This window comes from Streptomyces sp. NPDC051315, from assembly GCF_044455165.1.
Taxonomy (GTDB): Bacteria; Actinomycetota; Actinomycetes; order Streptomycetales; family Streptomycetaceae; genus Streptomyces.
This window is the reverse complement of the sequence record NZ_JBITEN010000002.1, coordinates 661,828-678,847: the sequence shown is the minus strand read 5'-3', so window position 1 is coordinate 678,847 and position 17,020 is coordinate 661,828. Positions and strand designations below refer to the sequence as shown.

General features: G+C 72.8%; 21 protein-coding genes. 13 read left to right on the top strand and 8 right to left on the bottom strand.

The annotated features are described in order from the left end of the window. The first annotated feature begins 120 nt into the window (after window positions 1–120). Window positions 121–774 (top strand): cysteine hydrolase, encoded by a 654-nt coding sequence (locus ACIBBD_RS06110; protein ID WP_399418083.1) that lies wholly within the window; start codon window positions 121–123, stop codon window positions 772–774. Here ACIBBD_RS06110 and ACIBBD_RS06105 read toward each other — a convergent pair. Next, window positions 761–1,264: a Rieske (2Fe-2S) protein gene (locus ACIBBD_RS06105; RefSeq protein ID WP_399418082.1), complete on the bottom strand. Its 504-nt coding sequence runs from the start codon at window positions 1,262–1,264 to the stop codon at window positions 761–763. The genes ACIBBD_RS06110 and ACIBBD_RS06105 overlap by 14 nt on opposite strands. A gap of 197 nt (window positions 1,265–1,461) precedes the next feature. On the opposite strand from ACIBBD_RS06105, the gene ACIBBD_RS06100 reads away from it, so the two are divergent. From ACIBBD_RS06100 to ACIBBD_RS06070, 7 genes are all read left to right on the top strand, one after another. Then, the gene (locus ACIBBD_RS06100; protein ID WP_399418081.1) at window positions 1,462–2,217 is read left to right on the top strand and encodes a HipA family kinase; all 756 of its coding nucleotides are present in this window, start codon (window positions 1,462–1,464) and stop codon (window positions 2,215–2,217) included. Beyond that, the gene (locus ACIBBD_RS06095) at window positions 2,214–2,630 is read left to right on the top strand and encodes a DUF3037 domain-containing protein (protein WP_399418080.1); all 417 of its coding nucleotides are present in this window, start codon (window positions 2,214–2,216) and stop codon (window positions 2,628–2,630) included. Before ACIBBD_RS06100 ends, ACIBBD_RS06095 begins: the two co-directional genes overlap by 4 nt. Before the next feature lie 135 nt (window positions 2,631–2,765). After that, on the top strand, window positions 2,766–3,527 hold the full coding sequence (gene fabG / locus ACIBBD_RS06090) for a 3-oxoacyl-ACP reductase FabG (protein WP_399418079.1): 762 nt from the start codon (window positions 2,766–2,768) through the stop codon (window positions 3,525–3,527). A gap of 20 nt (window positions 3,528–3,547) precedes the next feature. Continuing rightward, entirely contained in the window at window positions 3,548–4,309 is a 762-nt protein-coding gene (locus tag ACIBBD_RS06085; RefSeq protein WP_399418078.1) for an SDR family oxidoreductase, read from the top strand. 218 nt (window positions 4,310–4,527) lie between these two features. Then, window positions 4,528–6,090, top strand: coding sequence for an ABC transporter substrate-binding protein (locus ACIBBD_RS06080; RefSeq protein WP_399418077.1), 1,563 nt, complete (start codon window positions 4,528–4,530; stop codon window positions 6,088–6,090). 91 nt (window positions 6,091–6,181) lie between these two features. Beyond that, window positions 6,182–6,865, top strand: a complete 684-nt coding sequence (gene ung, locus ACIBBD_RS06075; RefSeq protein ID WP_399418076.1) for a uracil-DNA glycosylase — start codon at window positions 6,182–6,184, stop codon at window positions 6,863–6,865. 100 nt (window positions 6,866–6,965) lie between these two features. Beyond that, window positions 6,966–7,445 (top strand): hypothetical protein, encoded by a 480-nt coding sequence (locus ACIBBD_RS06070; protein ID WP_399418075.1) that lies wholly within the window; start codon window positions 6,966–6,968, stop codon window positions 7,443–7,445. A gap of 5 nt (window positions 7,446–7,450) precedes the next feature. Here ACIBBD_RS06070 and ACIBBD_RS06065 read toward each other — a convergent pair whose 3' ends face one another. The 3 genes from ACIBBD_RS06065 to ACIBBD_RS06055 form a co-directional block, all read right to left on the bottom strand. After that, window positions 7,451–7,954, bottom strand: coding sequence for a hypothetical protein (locus tag ACIBBD_RS06065; RefSeq protein WP_399418074.1), 504 nt, complete (start codon window positions 7,952–7,954; stop codon window positions 7,451–7,453). A gap of 117 nt (window positions 7,955–8,071) precedes the next feature. Beyond that, the gene (locus ACIBBD_RS06060; protein WP_399418149.1) at window positions 8,072–8,179 is read right to left on the bottom strand and encodes a DUF664 domain-containing protein; all 108 of its coding nucleotides are present in this window, start codon (window positions 8,177–8,179) and stop codon (window positions 8,072–8,074) included. A 62-nt stretch (window positions 8,180–8,241) separates the two neighbouring features. Further along, window positions 8,242–8,835 (bottom strand): TetR/AcrR family transcriptional regulator, encoded by a 594-nt coding sequence (locus ACIBBD_RS06055; protein ID WP_399418073.1) that lies wholly within the window; start codon window positions 8,833–8,835, stop codon window positions 8,242–8,244. Window positions 8,836–8,928: 93 nt separating this feature from the next. Between ACIBBD_RS06055 and ACIBBD_RS06050 the strand changes: the two genes are divergently transcribed. Beyond that, on the top strand, window positions 8,929–10,113 hold the full coding sequence (locus tag ACIBBD_RS06050; RefSeq protein WP_399418072.1) for an FAD-dependent monooxygenase: 1,185 nt from the start codon (window positions 8,929–8,931) through the stop codon (window positions 10,111–10,113). Between the two features lie 10 nt (window positions 10,114–10,123). After that, the gene (locus tag ACIBBD_RS06045; RefSeq protein WP_399418071.1) at window positions 10,124–11,035 is read left to right on the top strand and encodes a Gfo/Idh/MocA family protein; all 912 of its coding nucleotides are present in this window, start codon (window positions 10,124–10,126) and stop codon (window positions 11,033–11,035) included. On the opposite strand, the gene lnt is transcribed toward ACIBBD_RS06045, so the two are convergent. Continuing rightward, window positions 10,953–12,518, bottom strand: a complete 1,566-nt coding sequence (gene lnt / locus ACIBBD_RS06040; protein WP_399418070.1) for an apolipoprotein N-acyltransferase — start codon at window positions 12,516–12,518, stop codon at window positions 10,953–10,955. The two genes, ACIBBD_RS06045 and lnt, sit on opposite strands and share 83 nt — an antisense overlap. Before the next feature lie 145 nt (window positions 12,519–12,663). Further along, a complete protein-coding gene (locus ACIBBD_RS06035; protein WP_399418069.1) occupies window positions 12,664–13,137 on the bottom strand; it encodes a nuclear transport factor 2 family protein in 474 nt (157 codons plus the stop codon). A gap of 112 nt (window positions 13,138–13,249) precedes the next feature. Between ACIBBD_RS06035 and ACIBBD_RS06030 the strand changes: the two genes are divergently transcribed. The 3 genes from ACIBBD_RS06030 to ACIBBD_RS06020 all read left to right on the top strand — a co-directional run bounded on the left by ACIBBD_RS06030 (window position 13,250) and on the right by ACIBBD_RS06020 (window position 15,867). Beyond that, on the top strand, window positions 13,250–13,882 hold the full coding sequence (locus ACIBBD_RS06030) for a DUF4291 domain-containing protein (protein ID WP_399418068.1): 633 nt from the start codon (window positions 13,250–13,252) through the stop codon (window positions 13,880–13,882). Between the two features lie 53 nt (window positions 13,883–13,935). Next, window positions 13,936–15,051 carry an AI-2E family transporter gene (locus ACIBBD_RS06025; protein WP_399418067.1) on the top strand — a complete coding sequence of 372 codons (1,116 nt, stop codon included), beginning with the start codon at window positions 13,936–13,938 and terminating at the stop codon, window positions 15,049–15,051. A 75-nt stretch (window positions 15,052–15,126) separates the two neighbouring features. After that, window positions 15,127–15,867: an SDR family NAD(P)-dependent oxidoreductase gene (locus tag ACIBBD_RS06020; protein WP_399418066.1), complete on the top strand. Its 741-nt coding sequence runs from the start codon at window positions 15,127–15,129 to the stop codon at window positions 15,865–15,867. Window positions 15,868–16,114: 247 nt separating this feature from the next. Here ACIBBD_RS06020 and ACIBBD_RS06015 read toward each other — a convergent pair whose 3' ends face one another. Together ACIBBD_RS06015 and ACIBBD_RS06010 are read right to left on the bottom strand one after the other, a co-directional pair. Beyond that, window positions 16,115–16,294 carry a hypothetical protein gene (locus ACIBBD_RS06015; protein WP_399418065.1) on the bottom strand — a complete coding sequence of 60 codons (180 nt, stop codon included), beginning with the start codon at window positions 16,292–16,294 and terminating at the stop codon, window positions 16,115–16,117. 148 nt (window positions 16,295–16,442) lie between these two features. Further along, window positions 16,443–16,874, bottom strand: coding sequence for a hypothetical protein (locus ACIBBD_RS06010; protein ID WP_399418064.1), 432 nt, complete (start codon window positions 16,872–16,874; stop codon window positions 16,443–16,445). Between the last annotated feature and the right edge of the window lie 146 nt (window positions 16,875–17,020).

Sequence of the window (17,020 nt, the reverse complement as noted above, 5' to 3'; positions counted from 1 at the left end):
ACATCACGTCAAAAAAGAATGGTCCGCAAAGCATGGGTCTTCTTCCCACCGCACGCAACGGTGGCTACTCTCACCCGGCCTCACCCGCTCGACCGCCCGCGCCGACGTCCAGGAGGAGCCATGCCGTCGCACGATCGACTCGGCGCGCTCCTCGACCCCACGAGCACCGTCCTGCTGACCGTGGAGTGCCAGAGGGGCGTCGTCGGACCGGACGCCGCGCTGCCCGAACTCGCCCGCGAGGCGCGGGCGTCGGGCGTCCTCACCCGTATCGCCCGCCTGGTGGCCGGCGCGCACCAAAGCGGCGTCCAGGTGATCCACGCCATCGCCGAACGCCGCCCCGACGGCCGGGGCGCGAGCCGCAACGCCCGCCTGTTCCGCGCCGCCGAACGCCTCCCCGTCCAGCAGTTCTCCGGCACCGCCGCCGTCCGCGTCGCACCCCCGATCGAGGTGACGGAGGAGGATCTCGTCGTACGACGGCTGCACGGCCTGTCGCCGATCCAGGGCACCGACGTCGACGCCCTGCTGCGCAACCTCGGTTGCCGCACCCTGGTCGTCACCGGTGTCTCGGCCAACGTGGCGGTCCCCAACGCCGTCTTCGACGCGGTGAACCGCGGCTACGCGGTCGTCGTGCCCGCCGACGCCATCGCGGGGGTGCCGTCGGAGTACACCCCCGCGATGGTCCGCCACACCCTCGCGTTGGTCGCCACGGTCGCGACCACGGACGAGGTGCTGGCGTGCTTCGAGCGGCCGGGCACGAGCGTCAGGCGAGGGTGATCGAGTCCCCGCTCACCGTGATCTGCACCTCGGGCAGCGGCTTCGTCGCCGGACCGCTCTTCACACTGCCGTCCGTGATCGAGAAGTTGCTGTTGTGGCAGGGGCAGTTGATGACCCCGTCGGCGATGCTCTTCACCGCGCAGCCCTGGTGCGTGCACACGGCGGAGAAGGCCTTGAACTCGCCCGCCGCCGGCTGGGTGACGACCACCTTCTCGGCGTCGAAGACCTTCCCGCCGCCCTCGGGGATGTCGGCGGTCGTGGTGAGCGCGCCGCCGGCCGCCGCGCCTCCGGTGCCCGCCGACCCGGAGCCGCCGGTGGAACCCGTGGAATCCGTGGAGCCCGAGCCACCGGACGAGGCCGACGAGCTCGAGGCGTCGTCGTCGGAGCCCCCGCACGCGGTCAGCGCGACGGCGAGCCCCGCCGCTCCGGCGGCCGCCACGACGGTACGGCGGGCAGGTCCCGAAACGGGTGTGTGCGATGCGCTCGTCATGCTGAGTTCCCTTCGGGGAGGTTCGATGATCTGCCGGAAGGTACGGGTCCCGGACGCCGCGTGTTCAGCGCTCCGACCCCCGGTCCGGACCGTGTCGGCATACTGGCCCGTTCGAGGTCGGACGGACGTAAGCCACGGCTGTCGTGGAGCTGTCGGCCGGGCACGGCAGGCCGCGCGCTCCCCAGTAGCCTGGGGCGATGCTCAAGGAAGTCGTCGCGACCCGTTACATCACGCCCCTGCGTGAGGGCGGCTCGCTGCCGGGGCTCGTCGAGGCCGACGACCTCGGGACCTACGTCCTGAAGTTCACCGGCGCCGGTCAGGGCCGCAAGACGCTCGTCGCGGAGGTGGTCTGCGGCGAACTCGCCCGCCGGCTCGGCCTCAGGGTGCCCCGCCTGGTGACCGTCGCCCTCGACCCGGTGCTGGGGCTCGGCGAACCCGACGAGCGGGTGCAGGGACTGCTGCGCTCCAGCGGCGGCACCAACCTCGGCATGGACTTCCTCTCCGGAGCCCTCGGCTTCGATCCGCTCGCCTTCCCGGTGAGTCCCGAGGAGGCCGGCCGCATCGTCTGGTTCGACGCGCTGGTGAACAACGTCGACCGCTCCTGGCGCAACCCCAACCTGCTCGTGCGCCGCGGGGACCTGTGGCTCATCGACCACGGCGCCACCATGATCTGGCACCACAACTGGCCCTCCGCCGAGACCTCCGCCGCCCGCCCCTACGACGCCACCGACCACGCCCTCGCCCGCTTCCGGCCGGACACCGCCGCCGCGGCCGCCGAGCTGGCCCCCCTGGTCACCGCCGACCTCCTCGCCGAGGTCACCGCCGAGATCCCGGACGCCTGGCTGACCGACGAGCCCGGTTTCGACACCCCGGACGCGCTGCGGCGTGCCTACGCGGCACCCCTCCTCGCGCGCGCCGCCGTCATCCACGAACGCATCAAGGGGGCCGAGTGAACGACCGCCACATCATCAGGGCCAGCGAGGCGAACGAACGCGACGTCTACGAGTACGCCCTGCTGCGCGTCGTCCCCCGCGTCGAGCGCGGCGAGTGCATCAATGCCGGTGTGCTCGTCTACTGCCGCGCCCAGGCCTACGTCGGCGCCCGCACCCACCTCGACGAGGCCCGGCTGCTGGCCCTCGACCCGGACGCGGACGTGGCCGGGGTGCGCGCCGCGCTGCGCGCCGTCGAGGGAGTCTGCGCGGGTGGCGACGCGGCCGGTCAGGCGGCCGGCGACGACGCCGGGCGGCGGTTCCGCTGGCTGATCGCGCCCCGCTCCGCCATCGTCCAGCCGGGGCCGGTCCACACCGGGCTCACCACCGATCCGGCCGCCGAGGCGGACCGGCTGCTCGAGCTGCTGGTGAGGTAATGGATCACACGCGCGCCGCGCGCCGTTGACACCGGGTGCCAGGGCTTCTAGCGTCACGTCTGCTGAAGGTACTAAGCGGTCGCTCACCGATGAGCCGGTCGCAATGCCGCATCCCAAGGGCGAGGAGAAGCAGCAATGTCCACCACTGAGCAGCGGGTCGCAGTAGTCACCGGCGCGGCACGCGGCATCGGCGCCGCCACCGCCGTACGGCTGGCCGCCGAGGGCCGCGCGGTCGCGGTGATCGACCTCGACGAGGCCGCCTGCAAGGACACCGTCGAGAAGATCACCGCGGCGGGTGGCCGGGCGATCGCCGTCGGCGCCGACGTCTCCGACGAGGCCCAGGTCGAGGCGGCCGTCGCCCGCGTCGTCGAGGAGCTCGGCGCTCCGACGATCCTGGTCAACAACGCGGGGGTGCTCCGCGACAACCTGCTGTTCAAGATGAGCGTCTCCGACTGGGACACGGTCCTGGGCGTGCACCTGCGCGGTTCGTTCCTGATGACCAAGGCCGTCCAGAAGCACATGGTCGACGCCGGCTTCGGCCGGATCGTCAACCTCTCCTCGTCCTCCGCGCTCGGCAACCGCGGCCAGGCCAACTACTCCGCCGCCAAGGCCGGTCTCCAGGGCTTCACCAAGACCCTCGCCATCGAGCTCGGCAAGTTCGGCATCACCGCCAACGCCGTCGCCCCCGGCTTCATCGCCACCGACATGACGGCGGCCACCGCCGCCCGGGTCGGCATGGGCTTCGAGGAGTTCAAGGCCGCCGCGGCCACCCAGATCCCGGTGCAGCGCGTCGGCGAGCCCGACGACATCGCCAACGCGATCGCCTTCTTCACCAACGAGGCCGCCGGCTTCGTCTCCGGCCAGGTGCTGTACGTGGCCGGCGGACCGCTCGACTAGGGATCGCGGGGAACACCGACATGACTGAACTGCCCGCACTCTCCGGCAAGGTGGCCCTCGTCACGGGCGCCAGCCGCGGCATCGGCTACGGCGTCGCGGAGGCGCTCGTCGCCCGCGGCGACCGGGTCTGCATCACCGGCCGAGGCGAGGACGCCCTCAAGGAGGCCGTCGAGAAGCTCGGCGCCGACCGGGTCATCGGCGTCGCCGGCAAGGCCCACGACGTGACGCACCAGGCCGCCGCCGTCGAACGCACGATGGAGGCCTTCGGCCGCGTCGACTACCTGGTCAACAACGCCGGTACGAACCCCGTGTTCGGGCCGATCGCCGACCTCGACCTGGACGTGGCGCGCAAGGTCTTCGAGACCAACGTGATCTCCGCGCTCGGTTTCGCCCAGCGCACCTGGCACGCCTGGCAGAAGGACAACGGCGGCGCGATCGTCAACATCGCCTCCGTCGCCGGCCTGTCGGCCTCGCCCTTCATCGGCGCCTACGGCGTCAGCAAGGCCGCGATGATCAACCTGACCCAGCAGCTGGCGCACGAGTACGCGCCGAAGGTGCGGGTCAACGCGATCGCCCCGGCCGTGGTGAAGACCAAGTTCGCGCAGGCCCTGTACGAGGGCCGGGAGGCGGAGGCGGCCGCCTCCTACCCGCTCGGCCGGCTCGGCGTGCCCTCCGACATCGGCGGCGCCGCCGCGTTCCTGACCTCCGAGCAGTCCGACTGGGTCACCGGCCAGACGCTCGTCGTCGACGGCGGCATCTTCCTCAACGCCGGCGTGGGCTGACCCCCGCGCCGCACGGCACACGGGCGCCGCTCCCTCCCGGGGGCGGCGCCCGTCGCGTCGTACGGCCACCACGGCGTGTGATGACAACGTCGTCACCACCGACGTGATCAAGAACGCTCTCCCGTCGCTGCTTCACCCGGCGTGGCGCTGCGGTATGGTCTGCCGACCCTTGGTATGGCAGATCGAGGAGCGTGCGCGTGTTCAACCGGAAGCGATCCATGCAGCGAGTGGCTGCGATCGTGTCCATATCGCTGGTGGCCGGATGCGGTCTCCTGGGTGAGGAGAGCTCCGACGACGCGGGGCCGATCGTGGTGGGCACCACGAGCGCCCCCAGCACGCTGGACCCCGCCGCCGCCTGGGACGGCTCCTGGGAGCTGTTCCGCAACGTCTACCAGACCCTCCTGGCCTACCCGAACGGCGCGACCACGCCCCAGCCGGACGCCGCCAAGAGCTGCGAGTTCGTCGACGCCAACAGCCAGACGTACCGCTGTGAACTGCGCGAGGGCCTCACCTTCTCCAACGGCGACAAGATCGACGCCGCGGCCGTGAAGCACTCGATCGACCGGATCAAGGCGATCAACGCCCCCACCGGCCCGGCCGGACTGCTGGGCAGCCTGGAGCGGGTGGAGGTGAAGGGCGACCGTGAGGTCGTCTTCCGGCTCAACAAGCCCGACGCCACGTTCCCGTTCGTCCTCGCCACCCCCGGCATGTCCCTCGTCGCTCCCGACGACTACCCCGCCAGGTCGCTGCGCGAGGACGACGGCATCGTCGGCTCGGGGCCGTACCGGCTGGAGGCGTACGACGAGGGCAAGCAGGCCGAACTCGTGCGCAACGACAGCTACAAGGGCTTCGCCGACCGCCGCAACGACGCGGTCACGATCCGCTACTTCCAGGACTCCGGAGAGATGGTCAAGGCCCTGCGGGGCAAGCAGATCGACGTCACCTACCAGGGTCTCGCCGCCGACGACATCGTGGCCCTGGAGAGCGAGGGCGCCGACAACGAGGGTCTGGAGCTCGTCGAGGGCTCCTCCACCAACATCAACTACCTGGTGTTCAACCCGAAGGACCCGATGGCGAACGAGCTCGCCGTCCGCCAGGCCGTCGCCCAGGTCATCGACCGGGCCGCGATCGCCCACAAGGTCTACAAGGACACCGTCGACCCGCTGTACTCCATGGTCCCCAAGGGCCTGACCGGGCACACCACCAAGTTCTTCGACGACTACGGCGACCCGGACCCGGCCAAGGCCCGCGACATCCTCTCCGACGCCGGCGTCGAGACGCCCGTCCCGCTCACCCTCTGGTACACCACCGACCGCTACGGCTCGGACACCGCCCTGGAGTTCAAGGAGATCAAGGCGCAACTGGAGGACTCGGAGCTGTTCGAGGTCACCCTGAAGAGCCGCCCCTGGAAGACCTACGTGGTCGGCTACCAGAAGGGCGAGTACCCGGTCTTCGGCCGCGGCTGGGCTCCCGACTTCCCGGACGCCGACAACTTCATCGCCCCCTTCGTCGGCGAGCAGAACGCGCTCGGCACGCCCTACCCGGTCAAGCAGATCACCGACGTGCTGCTGCCCCGCTCCCGTGAGGAGGACGACCGCGCCAACGTGGTGGAGGAGCTCCAGGCGGCCCAGCAGATCCTCGTCGACGACGCCCGGCTGCTGCCGCTGTGGCAGGGCAAGCAGTACATCGCCTCGAACGAGGACATCTCGGGCGCGGAGCGGGCGCTGGACCCGTCGACGATCATGATGGTGTGGGAGCTCTCCCGCAAGACCAGCTGGTAGCGGCCCGGCAGGGCGGACCGGCGGGCGCGTTGTCAGTGGTCACCTGTAGGTTCTGTGGCCTGGAAGTGACCGCACGACGAAGGACGTTGACGTGACCGACACCGCCATGCTGCCCGAGTCCTGGCGCGGGGTCCTGGGTGACGAGCTGCAGCAGCCCTACTTCAAGGAGCTGACGGAGTTCGTCGAGGAGGAGCGAGCGAAGGGTCCCGTCTACCCTCCGCGCGAGGAGGTCTTCGCCGCGCTCGACGCGACGCCGTACGAGCGGGTGAAGGTCCTGATCCTCGGCCAGGACCCGTACCACGGCGAGGGCCAGGGACACGGCCTGTGCTTCTCGGTGCGGCCCGGGGTGAGGATCCCGCCGTCGCTGCGCAACATCTACAAGGAGATGCACGAGGAGCTGGGCACGCCCGTACCGGACAACGGCTACCTCATGCCGTGGGCCCGGCAGGGCGTGCTGCTGCTCAACGCGGTCCTCACCGTCCGCTCCGGCGAGGCGAACTCGCACAAGGGCAAGGGCTGGGAGAGGTTCACGGACGCGGTGATCCGCGCGGTGGCCGACCGGCCGGACCCCGCGGTCTTCGTCCTGTGGGGCAACTACGCGCAGAAGAAGCTGCCCCTGATCGACGAGACGCGGCACGTCGTGGTCAAGGGCGCGCACCCCTCCCCGCTGTCCGCCAAGAAGTTCTTCGGTTCCCGCCCGTTCACCCAGATCAACGAAGCGGTGGCCCGGCAGGGCCACGAGCCGATCGACTGGACCATCCCGAACCTGGGCTGATCCCGCCGGGCCGGTCCCTCCGCGGGCCGGCCCGGTGCCGCCTGACCGGGATTGCCGCCGCTTGCGGCTAGCGTCGTGGCATCGACGCAAGGAGGGCGCGGTGGCGGAGCATCGACAGGGGCAGGCGGCACCGGACGCCGTGCTGACGCGCATCGGGCAGGTCGTGATGCTGCACCACGGAGGAGACCGCGAGGAGGCCCGGCGCCGGCTGCTCGACCTGTGGACGGAGATCGGCGAGGACGGGGACGCGCTGCACCGGTGCACCGTGGCCCACTACCTGGCCGACACCCAGGACGACCCCTTCGACGAACTGGCCTGGGACCTGCGCGCCCTGACCGCGGCGGAGGAGCACGAGAGCTCACTGGAGGTGCGGGCGCTGTACCCCTCGCTGCACCTCAACCTGGCGGCGGACTACGTGAAGCTGGGCCGCTCCGAGGCCGCCCGCACCCATGTGCGCAGGGCACGACGAGCGGCCGGCGCGCTGGGCGACGACAGCTACGGGGACGGGGTACGGGCGGCGATCAGCAGGATGGAGCTGCGGCTGGGGGAGGGGGGCTTCGGCGACCCCCGGTGGGACTGACCTCCCTAACGTCCGTACGTCTGCTCGCAGATCACCGCCTCCGGGCTGTCCGCGCGCCAGCCCCCGTGCTGCCTGCCGAGCGCGCACACGCCGGCGTTCTCGCGCATGTGCTCCCGCACCTTCCCGCGTACGTCGGGGACCTGGGCGTGCGGATGCGCGGGGTGCCGGGGTTCCGGACGCGCCGGCCGGGGGTGCGGTTTCTTCGGGTGTAAGCGGGCCGGTGGTGGCTGCTCGGCCGGAGCCGCGGGGGAGGTCCGCCGCGGTCGAGGCGGTGCCGTGGGCGCCGGGCCGCGGTCCTTGCCGACCATCTCCAGCGCCTCCAGGGCCGGTGCCTGCACGACCCGTTGCTCGGTCTCCCGCACGGCCTCCCGCCTCGGCGGGGGCGCGGACGGCCGGGACGGGGCGGGGGGCGGGCCGGGAGCGGGCGGGTACTGGATGGTCACGCATCCGGCCAGGGCCGAGGCGGCCACGGTCAGCAGGAGCGTTGCGGTAGTCGTCGTTCGGTGCACCCGCGCCACTCTGGTGGGTCCGGTCGGCGCGGGCACGGCGGTCCGGCGCGGAATGGTCCGCACGGGTGATCCACCGCCCCCTGCGGGTGGCTGTCGCCCGCAGGGGGTGACGTCGCGTCAGCGACCGGTGACGCCGTCGACGCGCTCACGCACGAGATCGGCGCGGACGTTGTGGCGTGCGTACTCCTCGATCGCGTGGGTGTGGATCCAGCGTCCGGGGCGGATGCCCTGCGCTGCACCGTCAGGAACACATCGTTCCAGGACGCGGGCGGTGCGACCGCGCGTCGTCAGCCGCCGAGCGTCCCGGCGAGCAGTTCCCGCAGCCCCGCCCGCACCTCGTCCAGGCTCGGCACCTCCGCGTGGAACGACCCGGCCACGCAGCTGAACATCAGTCCGTCCGCCCAGGCCACCAGCGACAGCACGTGCCTGGCCGGGTCCGTCGAGCCCATCGCCGTGACCAGGGCGGTGAGCTGGTCCCGGAAGCGGGCTCCGGCCGCGTCGAAGTGGGCCCTCAGCTCGGGGCGGCGCGTGGCCTCCAGGGCCAGTTCGTAGCGGGCGAGCGTCAGCTCGCGGTGGCGGGTCAGCGCGCGGTGCGTCGCCAGGGCGAGCGCGTTCACCACGGCGGGGAGGCCGGCCTGCGGATCCGGCATCTCGTCCAGGGCCAGCACCCGGGCCTCACGGTCGGCGAGGCGGCGCACCGCCAGCTCCAGGAGCGCCTGGCGGGTGCGGGCGAGGTTCGAGGTCGAGCCCTGGGGGAGTCCGGCCGCCTCGTCGACGGCCCGGTGGGTCAGGCCGCGCATCCCCCGCTCGGCGAGCAGGGCGAGGGCGGTGTCGGCGACGAGATCGGCGCGCGAGGCACTCGGGGCGGTGCGTACGGACATGATGGCCAACCTACCCCTCTCACTACGCCTGTAGTACAGTCGAGGCATGGAGGCACTACAGTTGTAGTGCGGACGGTGGAGGCTGGAGGAGTCATGGCACAGTCGGGGCACGCGGTCGTCATCGGCGGCGGCATCGGAGGCCTGACCGCCGCGGTGGCCCTGCACCAGCAGGGGTGGCGGATCACCGTGCTGGAGCGGGCCCGCTCCCTGGAACCGGTCGGCGCGGGCATCTCCCTGGCGCCCAACTCCCTGCGCGCCCTGGACGTCATCGGCCTCGGCGACAAGATCCGTGGCCTGGCCGCCTGGCAGGGGGACGGAGGCCTGCGCACACCCGGCGGGCGCTGGCTCTCCCGCTCCAGTGCCGAGGCGGCGGCCCGGCGCTTCGGCGGCCCGCTCGTCCTGCTCCACCGGGCCACCCTCGTCGACAGCCTCGCCGCACAGCTGCCGCCGGGAGCCGTCCGCACGGCCGCCGCCGCGACCCTCACCGATCCCGGCGACGCCGGACGGCCGGCCCGGGTGAGCACCTCCGACGACGAGTGGGAGGCGGACCTGGTGGTGGCCGCGGACGGCATCCGCTCCGCCGTACGCGGCGCGCTCTTCCCGGGGCACCCCGGGCCCGCCTACTCCGGGTTCACCACCTGGCGGGTCGTGCTCCCGGTGCCCGGCCTGCGGTTCGCCTCGCACGAGACCTGGGGGAGGGGCCGCATCTGGGGCACCCACCCGCTGAAGGACGGCCGGGTCTACGCCTACGCCGCGGCCATGACCCCCGCCGGACACCGGGCGCCCGACGACGAGAAGGCCGAACTCCTCCGCCTCTTCGGCGACTGGCACGCCCCGATCCCCGCCGTCCTCGCCGCCGCCCGCCCCGAGGACGTCCTGCGCCACGACGTCCATCACCTCGCCGAGCCCCTGCCCGCCTACCACCGGGGCCGGGTCGCCCTCGTCGGGGACGCCGCGCACGCCATGCCCCCGACGCTCGGGCAGGGCGGCAACCAGGCCATCGAGGACGCGATCGTCCTCGCCCACCACTGCCACGACCTCGCCGCCTACACGGCCGCCCGGCTGCCCCGCACGACGGCCGTCACCCGCCGAGCCGTCAGGGTCGCCCGCCTCAACATGACGAGCAGCCGCGCGCTGATGGCCGTACGCGACACCGCCATCGCCGTGCTGTCCAAGGCCGGACCCGCCCTCCTCCTGCGCGGCTTCGACGGGATCGCCGACTGGCGGCCGCCGCAGCCCCCGTATGCTGCGGTCCGGACAGGCGCGGACCAGCAGTGAAGGAGTTCCCGTGAAGGTCGGCTGCATCGGACTCGGTGACATCGCGCGGAAGGCCTACCTGCCGGTGCTCGGCGCGCTGCCCGGGATCGAACTGCACCTGCACACCCGTACGCCGGCCACACTCGACCAGGTCGCCGACACCCTGCGCGTCCCCGCCGGGCAGCGGCACCGGGACCTCGACGCGCTCCTCGCCCAGGGCCTGGACGCCGCGTTCGTCCACGCCCCCACCGCCGTCCACCCCGAGATCGTCGCCCGGCTGCTGGAGGCGGGCGTCCCCACCTACGTCGACAAGCCGCTGGCCTACGAACTCGCCGACTCCGAACGGCTCGTGGCCCTCGCCGAGGAGCGCGGGACGAGTCTCGCCGTCGGCTTCAACCGGCGGTACGCCCCCGGCTACGCGCAGTGCGCCGACCATCCGCGCGAGCTGATCCTGATGCAGAAGAACCGGATCGGGCTGCCGGAGGAGCCGCGCACGATGATCCTCGACGACTTCATCCACGTCGTCGACACCCTCAGGTTCCTCGCGCCCGGGCCGGTGGACGACGTGACCGTACGGGCCCGGACGGTGGACGGGCTGCTGCACCACGTCGTGCTCCAGCTCGCCGGGGACGGGTTCACCGCGCTCGGGGTGATGAACCGGCTCAGCGGCTCCAACGAGGAGATCCTGGAGGTGTCCGGGCAGGACACCAAGCGGCAGGTCGTCAACCTCGCCGAGGTCGTCGACCACAAGGGCCAGCCGACCGTGCGGCGCCGCGGCGACTGGGTGCCGGTGGCCCGCCAGCGCGGCATCGAACAGGCCGTCCTGGCCTTCCTCGACGCCGTGCGCGCGGGCAGGGTGCTCAGCGCCCGGGACGCGCTGGCGACTCACGAACTGTGCGAGCGGGTGGTACGAGCGGTGCGCGAGCGTTCCGGCGCAGCCTGACCGCCCGCGTCCCCTCCGAGAGGAACACGGCCGCGAGGACCAGCAGGGCCGCGTGCGCCGGCCAGTCCCCGAAGCGGACGTACGGGGTCACGCCCTCGGTGAGGGGCACTTCGAAGACGGCCGTGGTGCTCGCGTCCGTCCCCAGCCACGACCCCAGACGCCGGCCGCTCGCGTCGTAGACGGCGGAGACGCCCGTCAGCGTCGCGTGGACGAACGGGCGGCCGGTCTCCGCGGCGCGCAGGGCACCGAGCGAGGCGTGCTGCTCGGGGGCCCAGCTCTCCTGGAAGGTCGACGTCGACGACTGGGCGACCAGCACGTCCGTGCCGTCCGCGGCCAGATGGCGGCTCATGTCCGGGAACGCGGTCTCGAAGCACACCATCGGCCCGACACGCAGCCCGTCCCCGGCCTCCATCACGACCTGGCCGGTGCCGCGCCGCCGGTCCTCGCCGGCCGCCTTCCCCACGGAGGCCGCCCAGCCGAGCAGCGAGCGGGCCGGGATGTACTCACCGAAGGGCACCAGCCGCATCTTGTCGTACCGGTCGCCGGTCGGGCCGTCCGGTCCGACCAGGATCGAGCTCTTGTAGATGCCGGGCAGGTCGGAGCGGCGCGCGTCGACGTTGACCAGGATGTCGGCGCCGGTCGCCCGGGACAGCTCCGCCAGGCGCCGCGCCAGGTCGGGCCGGTCGTCCAGGTCGTGTCCGACACTGCTCTCGCCCCAGACGATCAGGTCGACGTCCTGCCCGACGAGCCGGCGGGTCAGCTGCTCCTCCCGGTCGAAGCGGCGGTCCGGGCCGGCGACGACACCCGGCTGCACGACGGCGATCCGGGTGTGCCCCCCGGCGTCCGGGCGGGGCGACCACACCCAGGCGGCGGAGGCCGCGGCGGCGGTCGCCACGAGTCCCGCGACGGCGGGCACCCGGTGCGCCGGGACGGCGGCGAGCACGGCGACCGCGACGTTCACGGCCACCACCAGGAAGCTGAGCAGCCACACCCCGCCGACCGACGCCAGCCGCAACGCCGGCTCCACCTGCCACTGACTCGCCCCGAGCATGCCCCACGGGCCGCCCAGGCCCTGCCAGGAGCGGACGAGTTCGACGGCCAGCCAGCCCGAGGGCAGCACGACCAGCGCGGCCCCGATCCGCCCCCACGAGGGCACCCCGGCGAGGAACCGGCGCACCAGCCAGCCCCACGGCGCCCACAGCGCGCCCAGCAGCGCGGCGATCACCACGGTGAAGACGTGCAGGAACGGCAGCAGCCACAGGTGCATGGCCAGCACGAACCCGAATCCGCCGCTCCAGCCGTCGTACAGCGCCCGCCGGCCCGTCGGCGCCGAGCGGGCGAGCAGGATCCAGGGAACCAGCGCCAGGAGCGCCCACCACCACCAGGCGGGCGCCGGGAACGCGGGCACGGGCAGCGCGCCCGCCAGCGCCGCGACGGCCGAGCGCCGCCACGGGGAGGTGAGCCAGGTACCGAACGTCTTCATACGGCACCTCCCTACCCGCTGGTGGCTCCAGTGTGCGCGCCGGGAGCGATCTCCGGCCAGATGGCCTGGGACCGGCCGACCACGGGCTGTCGGCGGGCGCTCCCGACGCCCCGCACCGTCCCGGCGGCCCCGGCGCCTGACCAGGTCAGCCGGCCGAGCCCCGGCCCGGCAGCCGCCGCCACTTCTCCTGGACGACCACCTCCCGCACCCGCCAGCCGTCGTCCGTCCGCAGCAGCCCGAAGGCGTACCGGCCGCCGCAGACGAAGTCGGGCGCGCCCGAGGGCCCCTCGTCGGCCAGCCGCATCGGATTGACGTAGTCGGCCTGGACCAGGGCGGTGTCGCCCCGGTCCCGCTCCAGCACACCGAAGCGGAGCCGCCGGTTCACGATGAGGTGCTGCCGCATCGAGAACACCCGCATGCTCTCCGCGAGCCACGCGGCCACCTTCCCCGCGTCCCCCTCGATACCGCCGGCGGAACGGTAGTCCGCCCGTCCGTCCGGCGTGAACAACTCCCGGTACGCCGCCCAGTCGCCGTCGTCCACCGCCACCGCGTAGTCCGTGATCAACCCGTCGACGGCCAGCCGGTCCATCACGGTGGCGAGCTCCACACGCTGCGTCATGGCCCGAGTGTTGGCCATGGACCTCGCCGAGCCAAGAGGCGCGCGGGGTACGACACGGATACGCCGAATATTCGCTGGCCCTCACGGCCGGTCGGCGGCGAGGCTGAGAGCCGTGAACGATCAATCCGTCGAACGACTTCCCGACCTGGCCCGCGAGCAGGAGCCGAAGTTCCGCATCCGCGCCCTGCACACCGAGGACACGGTCACCGTCTACCAGGCCTACCGACCGAAGATCGGCAACGCCGCGGCCCGCGACGGGCGCTTCCCGTCGTCCTGGAGCCGTGAGCGGATGACCTGGATCAAACCGTCCTTCCTGTGGATGATGTACCGCTGCGGCTGGGCCACCAAGGAGAACCAGGAGACCGTCCTCGCCGTCGAGATCACCCGCGAGGGCTTCGAGTGGGCGCTGCGGAACGCCTGTCTGTCGCACCACGTGCCGGCGCTGCACGGCGACCACGACGCCTGGAAGCGGCAGTTGAAGCGGTCACCCGCGCGCGTGCAGTGGGATCCGGAACGCGACCTGCACCTTGCTCCGCTGCCCCACCGCTCCCTCCAACTCGGCCTGGCGGGCGAGGCGACGGCCCGCTATGCCGACGAGTGGATCGTGGGCATCCGGGACGTCACGCCCCTGGCCAAGGAGATCCACGCACACGTACGCGCCGGTGAACTCGACCGCGCGGCCGAGCTGTTGCCGCGGGAGCGGCCGTACCCGGTGGCCGACGGCGCGCTGGACCATCTGCGCTGACGGGTGACCGGGCCGCGCTCCGCAGTTCGCCGCAGGGCACATAGGGTGACCCCATGCCTGCCACCTTGAGTCCCACGAGGACCCGCGCCGCGCTCCGCACGTCGGCGCGCGTCTCCGTCGATGTGTTGTTGGTCCTCGTGATGCTGAGCGTGGCCTTGTGGCTGCTGGGGCGCATGTGGTCGGTGGTCTGGCCGCTCATAGTCGGTCTGCTCCTCACCACGCTGACCTGGCCCGCGGCGCGCTCCCTCCGTCGTCGGGGGTGGCCGCCGGCTCTCGCCGCCTCGGTGGTCACGGTCCTGTTCCTCCTGGTCGCCCTGGGCGTCGTCGCGCTGATCGCCGTGCCGGTGGCGTCCCAGTCCGGTGAACTGACCGACGGCGTGGTCGAGGGCATCCAGAAACTGCGCGAGTGGGCCTCCGGGCCACCGTTGAACATCGGCGACGACCAGATGACCAAGGCGTTCGACAGCGCGGTCGCCCGTGCCCAGGACGGGCTCGGCAGCATGGTCACCGCTGTCGTCACGGGAGTGAGCACCGTGGTCAACGGTGTGGTCACCGCCGTCCTGGCCCTCTTCCTGATGTTCTTCTTCCTCAAGGACGGTCCGCGGTTCCTGCCGTGGCTCGCCCGTCAGCTTCCCGGCCGGCTCTCCACCGACGTCCCGACCGTGGCCGCGCGCAGCTGGGACACCCTGGGCGCGTTCGTGCGCTCCCAGGCGTTCGTCGGCCTGCTCGACGCCGTCCTGATCGGCCTCGGGCTGTGGATCCTGGGGGTGCCGCTGGTGCTGCCGCTGGCGGTGCTGACCTTCGTCTCCGCCTTCGTGCCGATCGTGGGCGCCCTGTTCGCCGGGTTCGTCGCGGTGCTCATCGCGCTTGTCTCGAACGGCCTGACGGACGCGCTGATCGTGCTCGCGATCATCGTCGTGGTGCAGCAACTCGAGGGCAACGTGTTCCAGCCCATGATCCAGAGTCGGGGACTCGGCCTCCACGCGGCGGTGGTGCTGCTGGCGGTGACGTTGGGCGGGAGCCTGGCCGGCATCGTAGGCAGTCTGCTCGCCGTACCGGTCGCCGCGGTGATCGCGGTGGTCTGGACCTATGTGCGCGACCAGCTCAGCGATCCGCCGCGGCAGTCCGCGACCGACGAACCGCACGCCGGTGCCCCCGTCCCGTCGTAGCGGACCGCCGGCGGCGCCCTGGCCGGACGGCGGCGGTGCGCGGTTGAGCGTGTGTCAGGTGGTCGGGAGGAGATCATGAAACGACTCGTCAGCGTCGTCACCGGCGGCGGCCGTGGCATCGGTGCCGCGGTCTGCCGACGGCTCGCGGACGACGGGCACGACGTGGCGGTGGGGTACGTCCGGGACGCCGGGGCCGCGGAGGCGGTGGCCGACGCGGTGCGGGACGCCGGCCGCCGTGCCGTCGCGGTGCGGGTGGACACGTCGGTCGAGGCGGACGTGGAGCGGCTCTTCGCGGTGGCGGAGGACCGGCTCGGGCCGGTGACCGGCCTGGTGAACAACGCCGGGGTGACCGGGCCCCTCGGGCGGCTCGCCGACGCCGGCACCGCCGACCTGCGCCGGGTCGTGGAGGTCAACCTGCTGGGCGCGCTGCTGTGCGCGCGGCGGGCCGCCCAGCTGATGACACCCAGGGGCAGCGGGCTGATCGTCAACATCTCGTCGGCGGCCGCCACGCTCGGCAGCCCCGGCGACTACGTCCACTACGCGGCGACCAAGGCCGCCCTCGACGCCCTGACCGTGGGCCTGTCCAAGGAGCTCGGCCCGGACGGCATCCGGGTCAACGCGGTCGCGCCCGGCATGATCGACACCGGGATGCACGCCGCGATGGGCGACCCCGGCCGGGCCCACCGGGCCGCCACGTCCATCCCGCTGGGGCGTCCGGGACAGGCCGAGGAGATCGCGGCGGCGGTGGCATGGCTGATGTCCCCGGAGGCGTCGTACGCGACGGGGGCGGTGGTGCGGGTCGCCGGGGGGCGGTGACGGGGTCTCGCGCGGTGGCGGACGGTGATGATTCGCCGTGTGGGGTGCCGGGCGGGCGATGACGGTGGGGCGTGAGGGGTAGGGGAGGCGGTGACGCCGGGCCCGGAGCAGTGCGGGGGGTCGGTGACGCCGGTCCGTGAGCGGTGCCCGGGCGGGCGGTGACGGTGGGGCGTGAGCGGTGTCGGGGTCGGTGACGCCGGTCCCTGAGCAATGCCGGGGACGGGGCCGGTGACGGTGACAGCGGGCCTCAGGCGGCCTCGGCGACGTCACCGCGGATCGCCGCCGCCCACTCCACCACCAGCAGCTCGTACTCGGCCCGCTCCTCGGCCGACAGGGACCCGCCCGCGCGCAGCCACAGTGCCCGGATCTGCTCGTTCACCTCGGCGGCAGACCGCACGGAACCAGGGGCTAAAGAACTGGGGGACATGCGCAACAGCGTAGGCGCAAGCACTGACACTGCGCTACCGCACGGATACGGGGACGGTATGGAGTTGGTCACGGCCACCGTCCGCCCCTGGTCAGGAGCTAGGACGGGGACGGGCACGGGCTCACGGACACGGCCTTCACAGAGCCCCTCAGCGGCCTCGGCGCGGCCCCGCGGGCGTCGTCGACGCGTCGGCCCGGCCCGTCAGTCGACCCACACCCCCACGCACCAGCCTCGCCGGCCGGCCTCGCCGTGGAACCGGCGCAAGGATCGGAAGTGATCGGTGGGGCAGTGCCGTACGGACACCCCGGAACCCCCGGTCGAAACCGCAGGCCGCCGCCGCGGCGGGGGGTGCGGCGGGCAGGCCCGCCAGGACGGCGTCGAGGTCGACGGGGCCGAGGGCGCGGGCGATCTCGGTGACGGCCTCGGGCGTGAGCAGCCGGGGCGGGTCCTCGAAACCGTCGTAGACCTCGTCGTGGTCCAGGAAGCCGACGGGGACGTCTCCGTGGATCGCCCGGTCGAGCACGGCGACCAGGTCGTCGTCGGCGCCCGTGGTCCGGCAGTACCGGATCGGGCCCCACACCGCCCAGTCCGTGTCCAGGAGATCCTCGTGGGGAGACTCCCAGCCCGGTGCCCGTCCGGGGAATCGAGGGCCGACTCCCGGCAGCGGGACAGGGACGCCGGGGAGACGCGCGCGAACTGTTGGGTGAGCGCCACGACCCGTTCGCC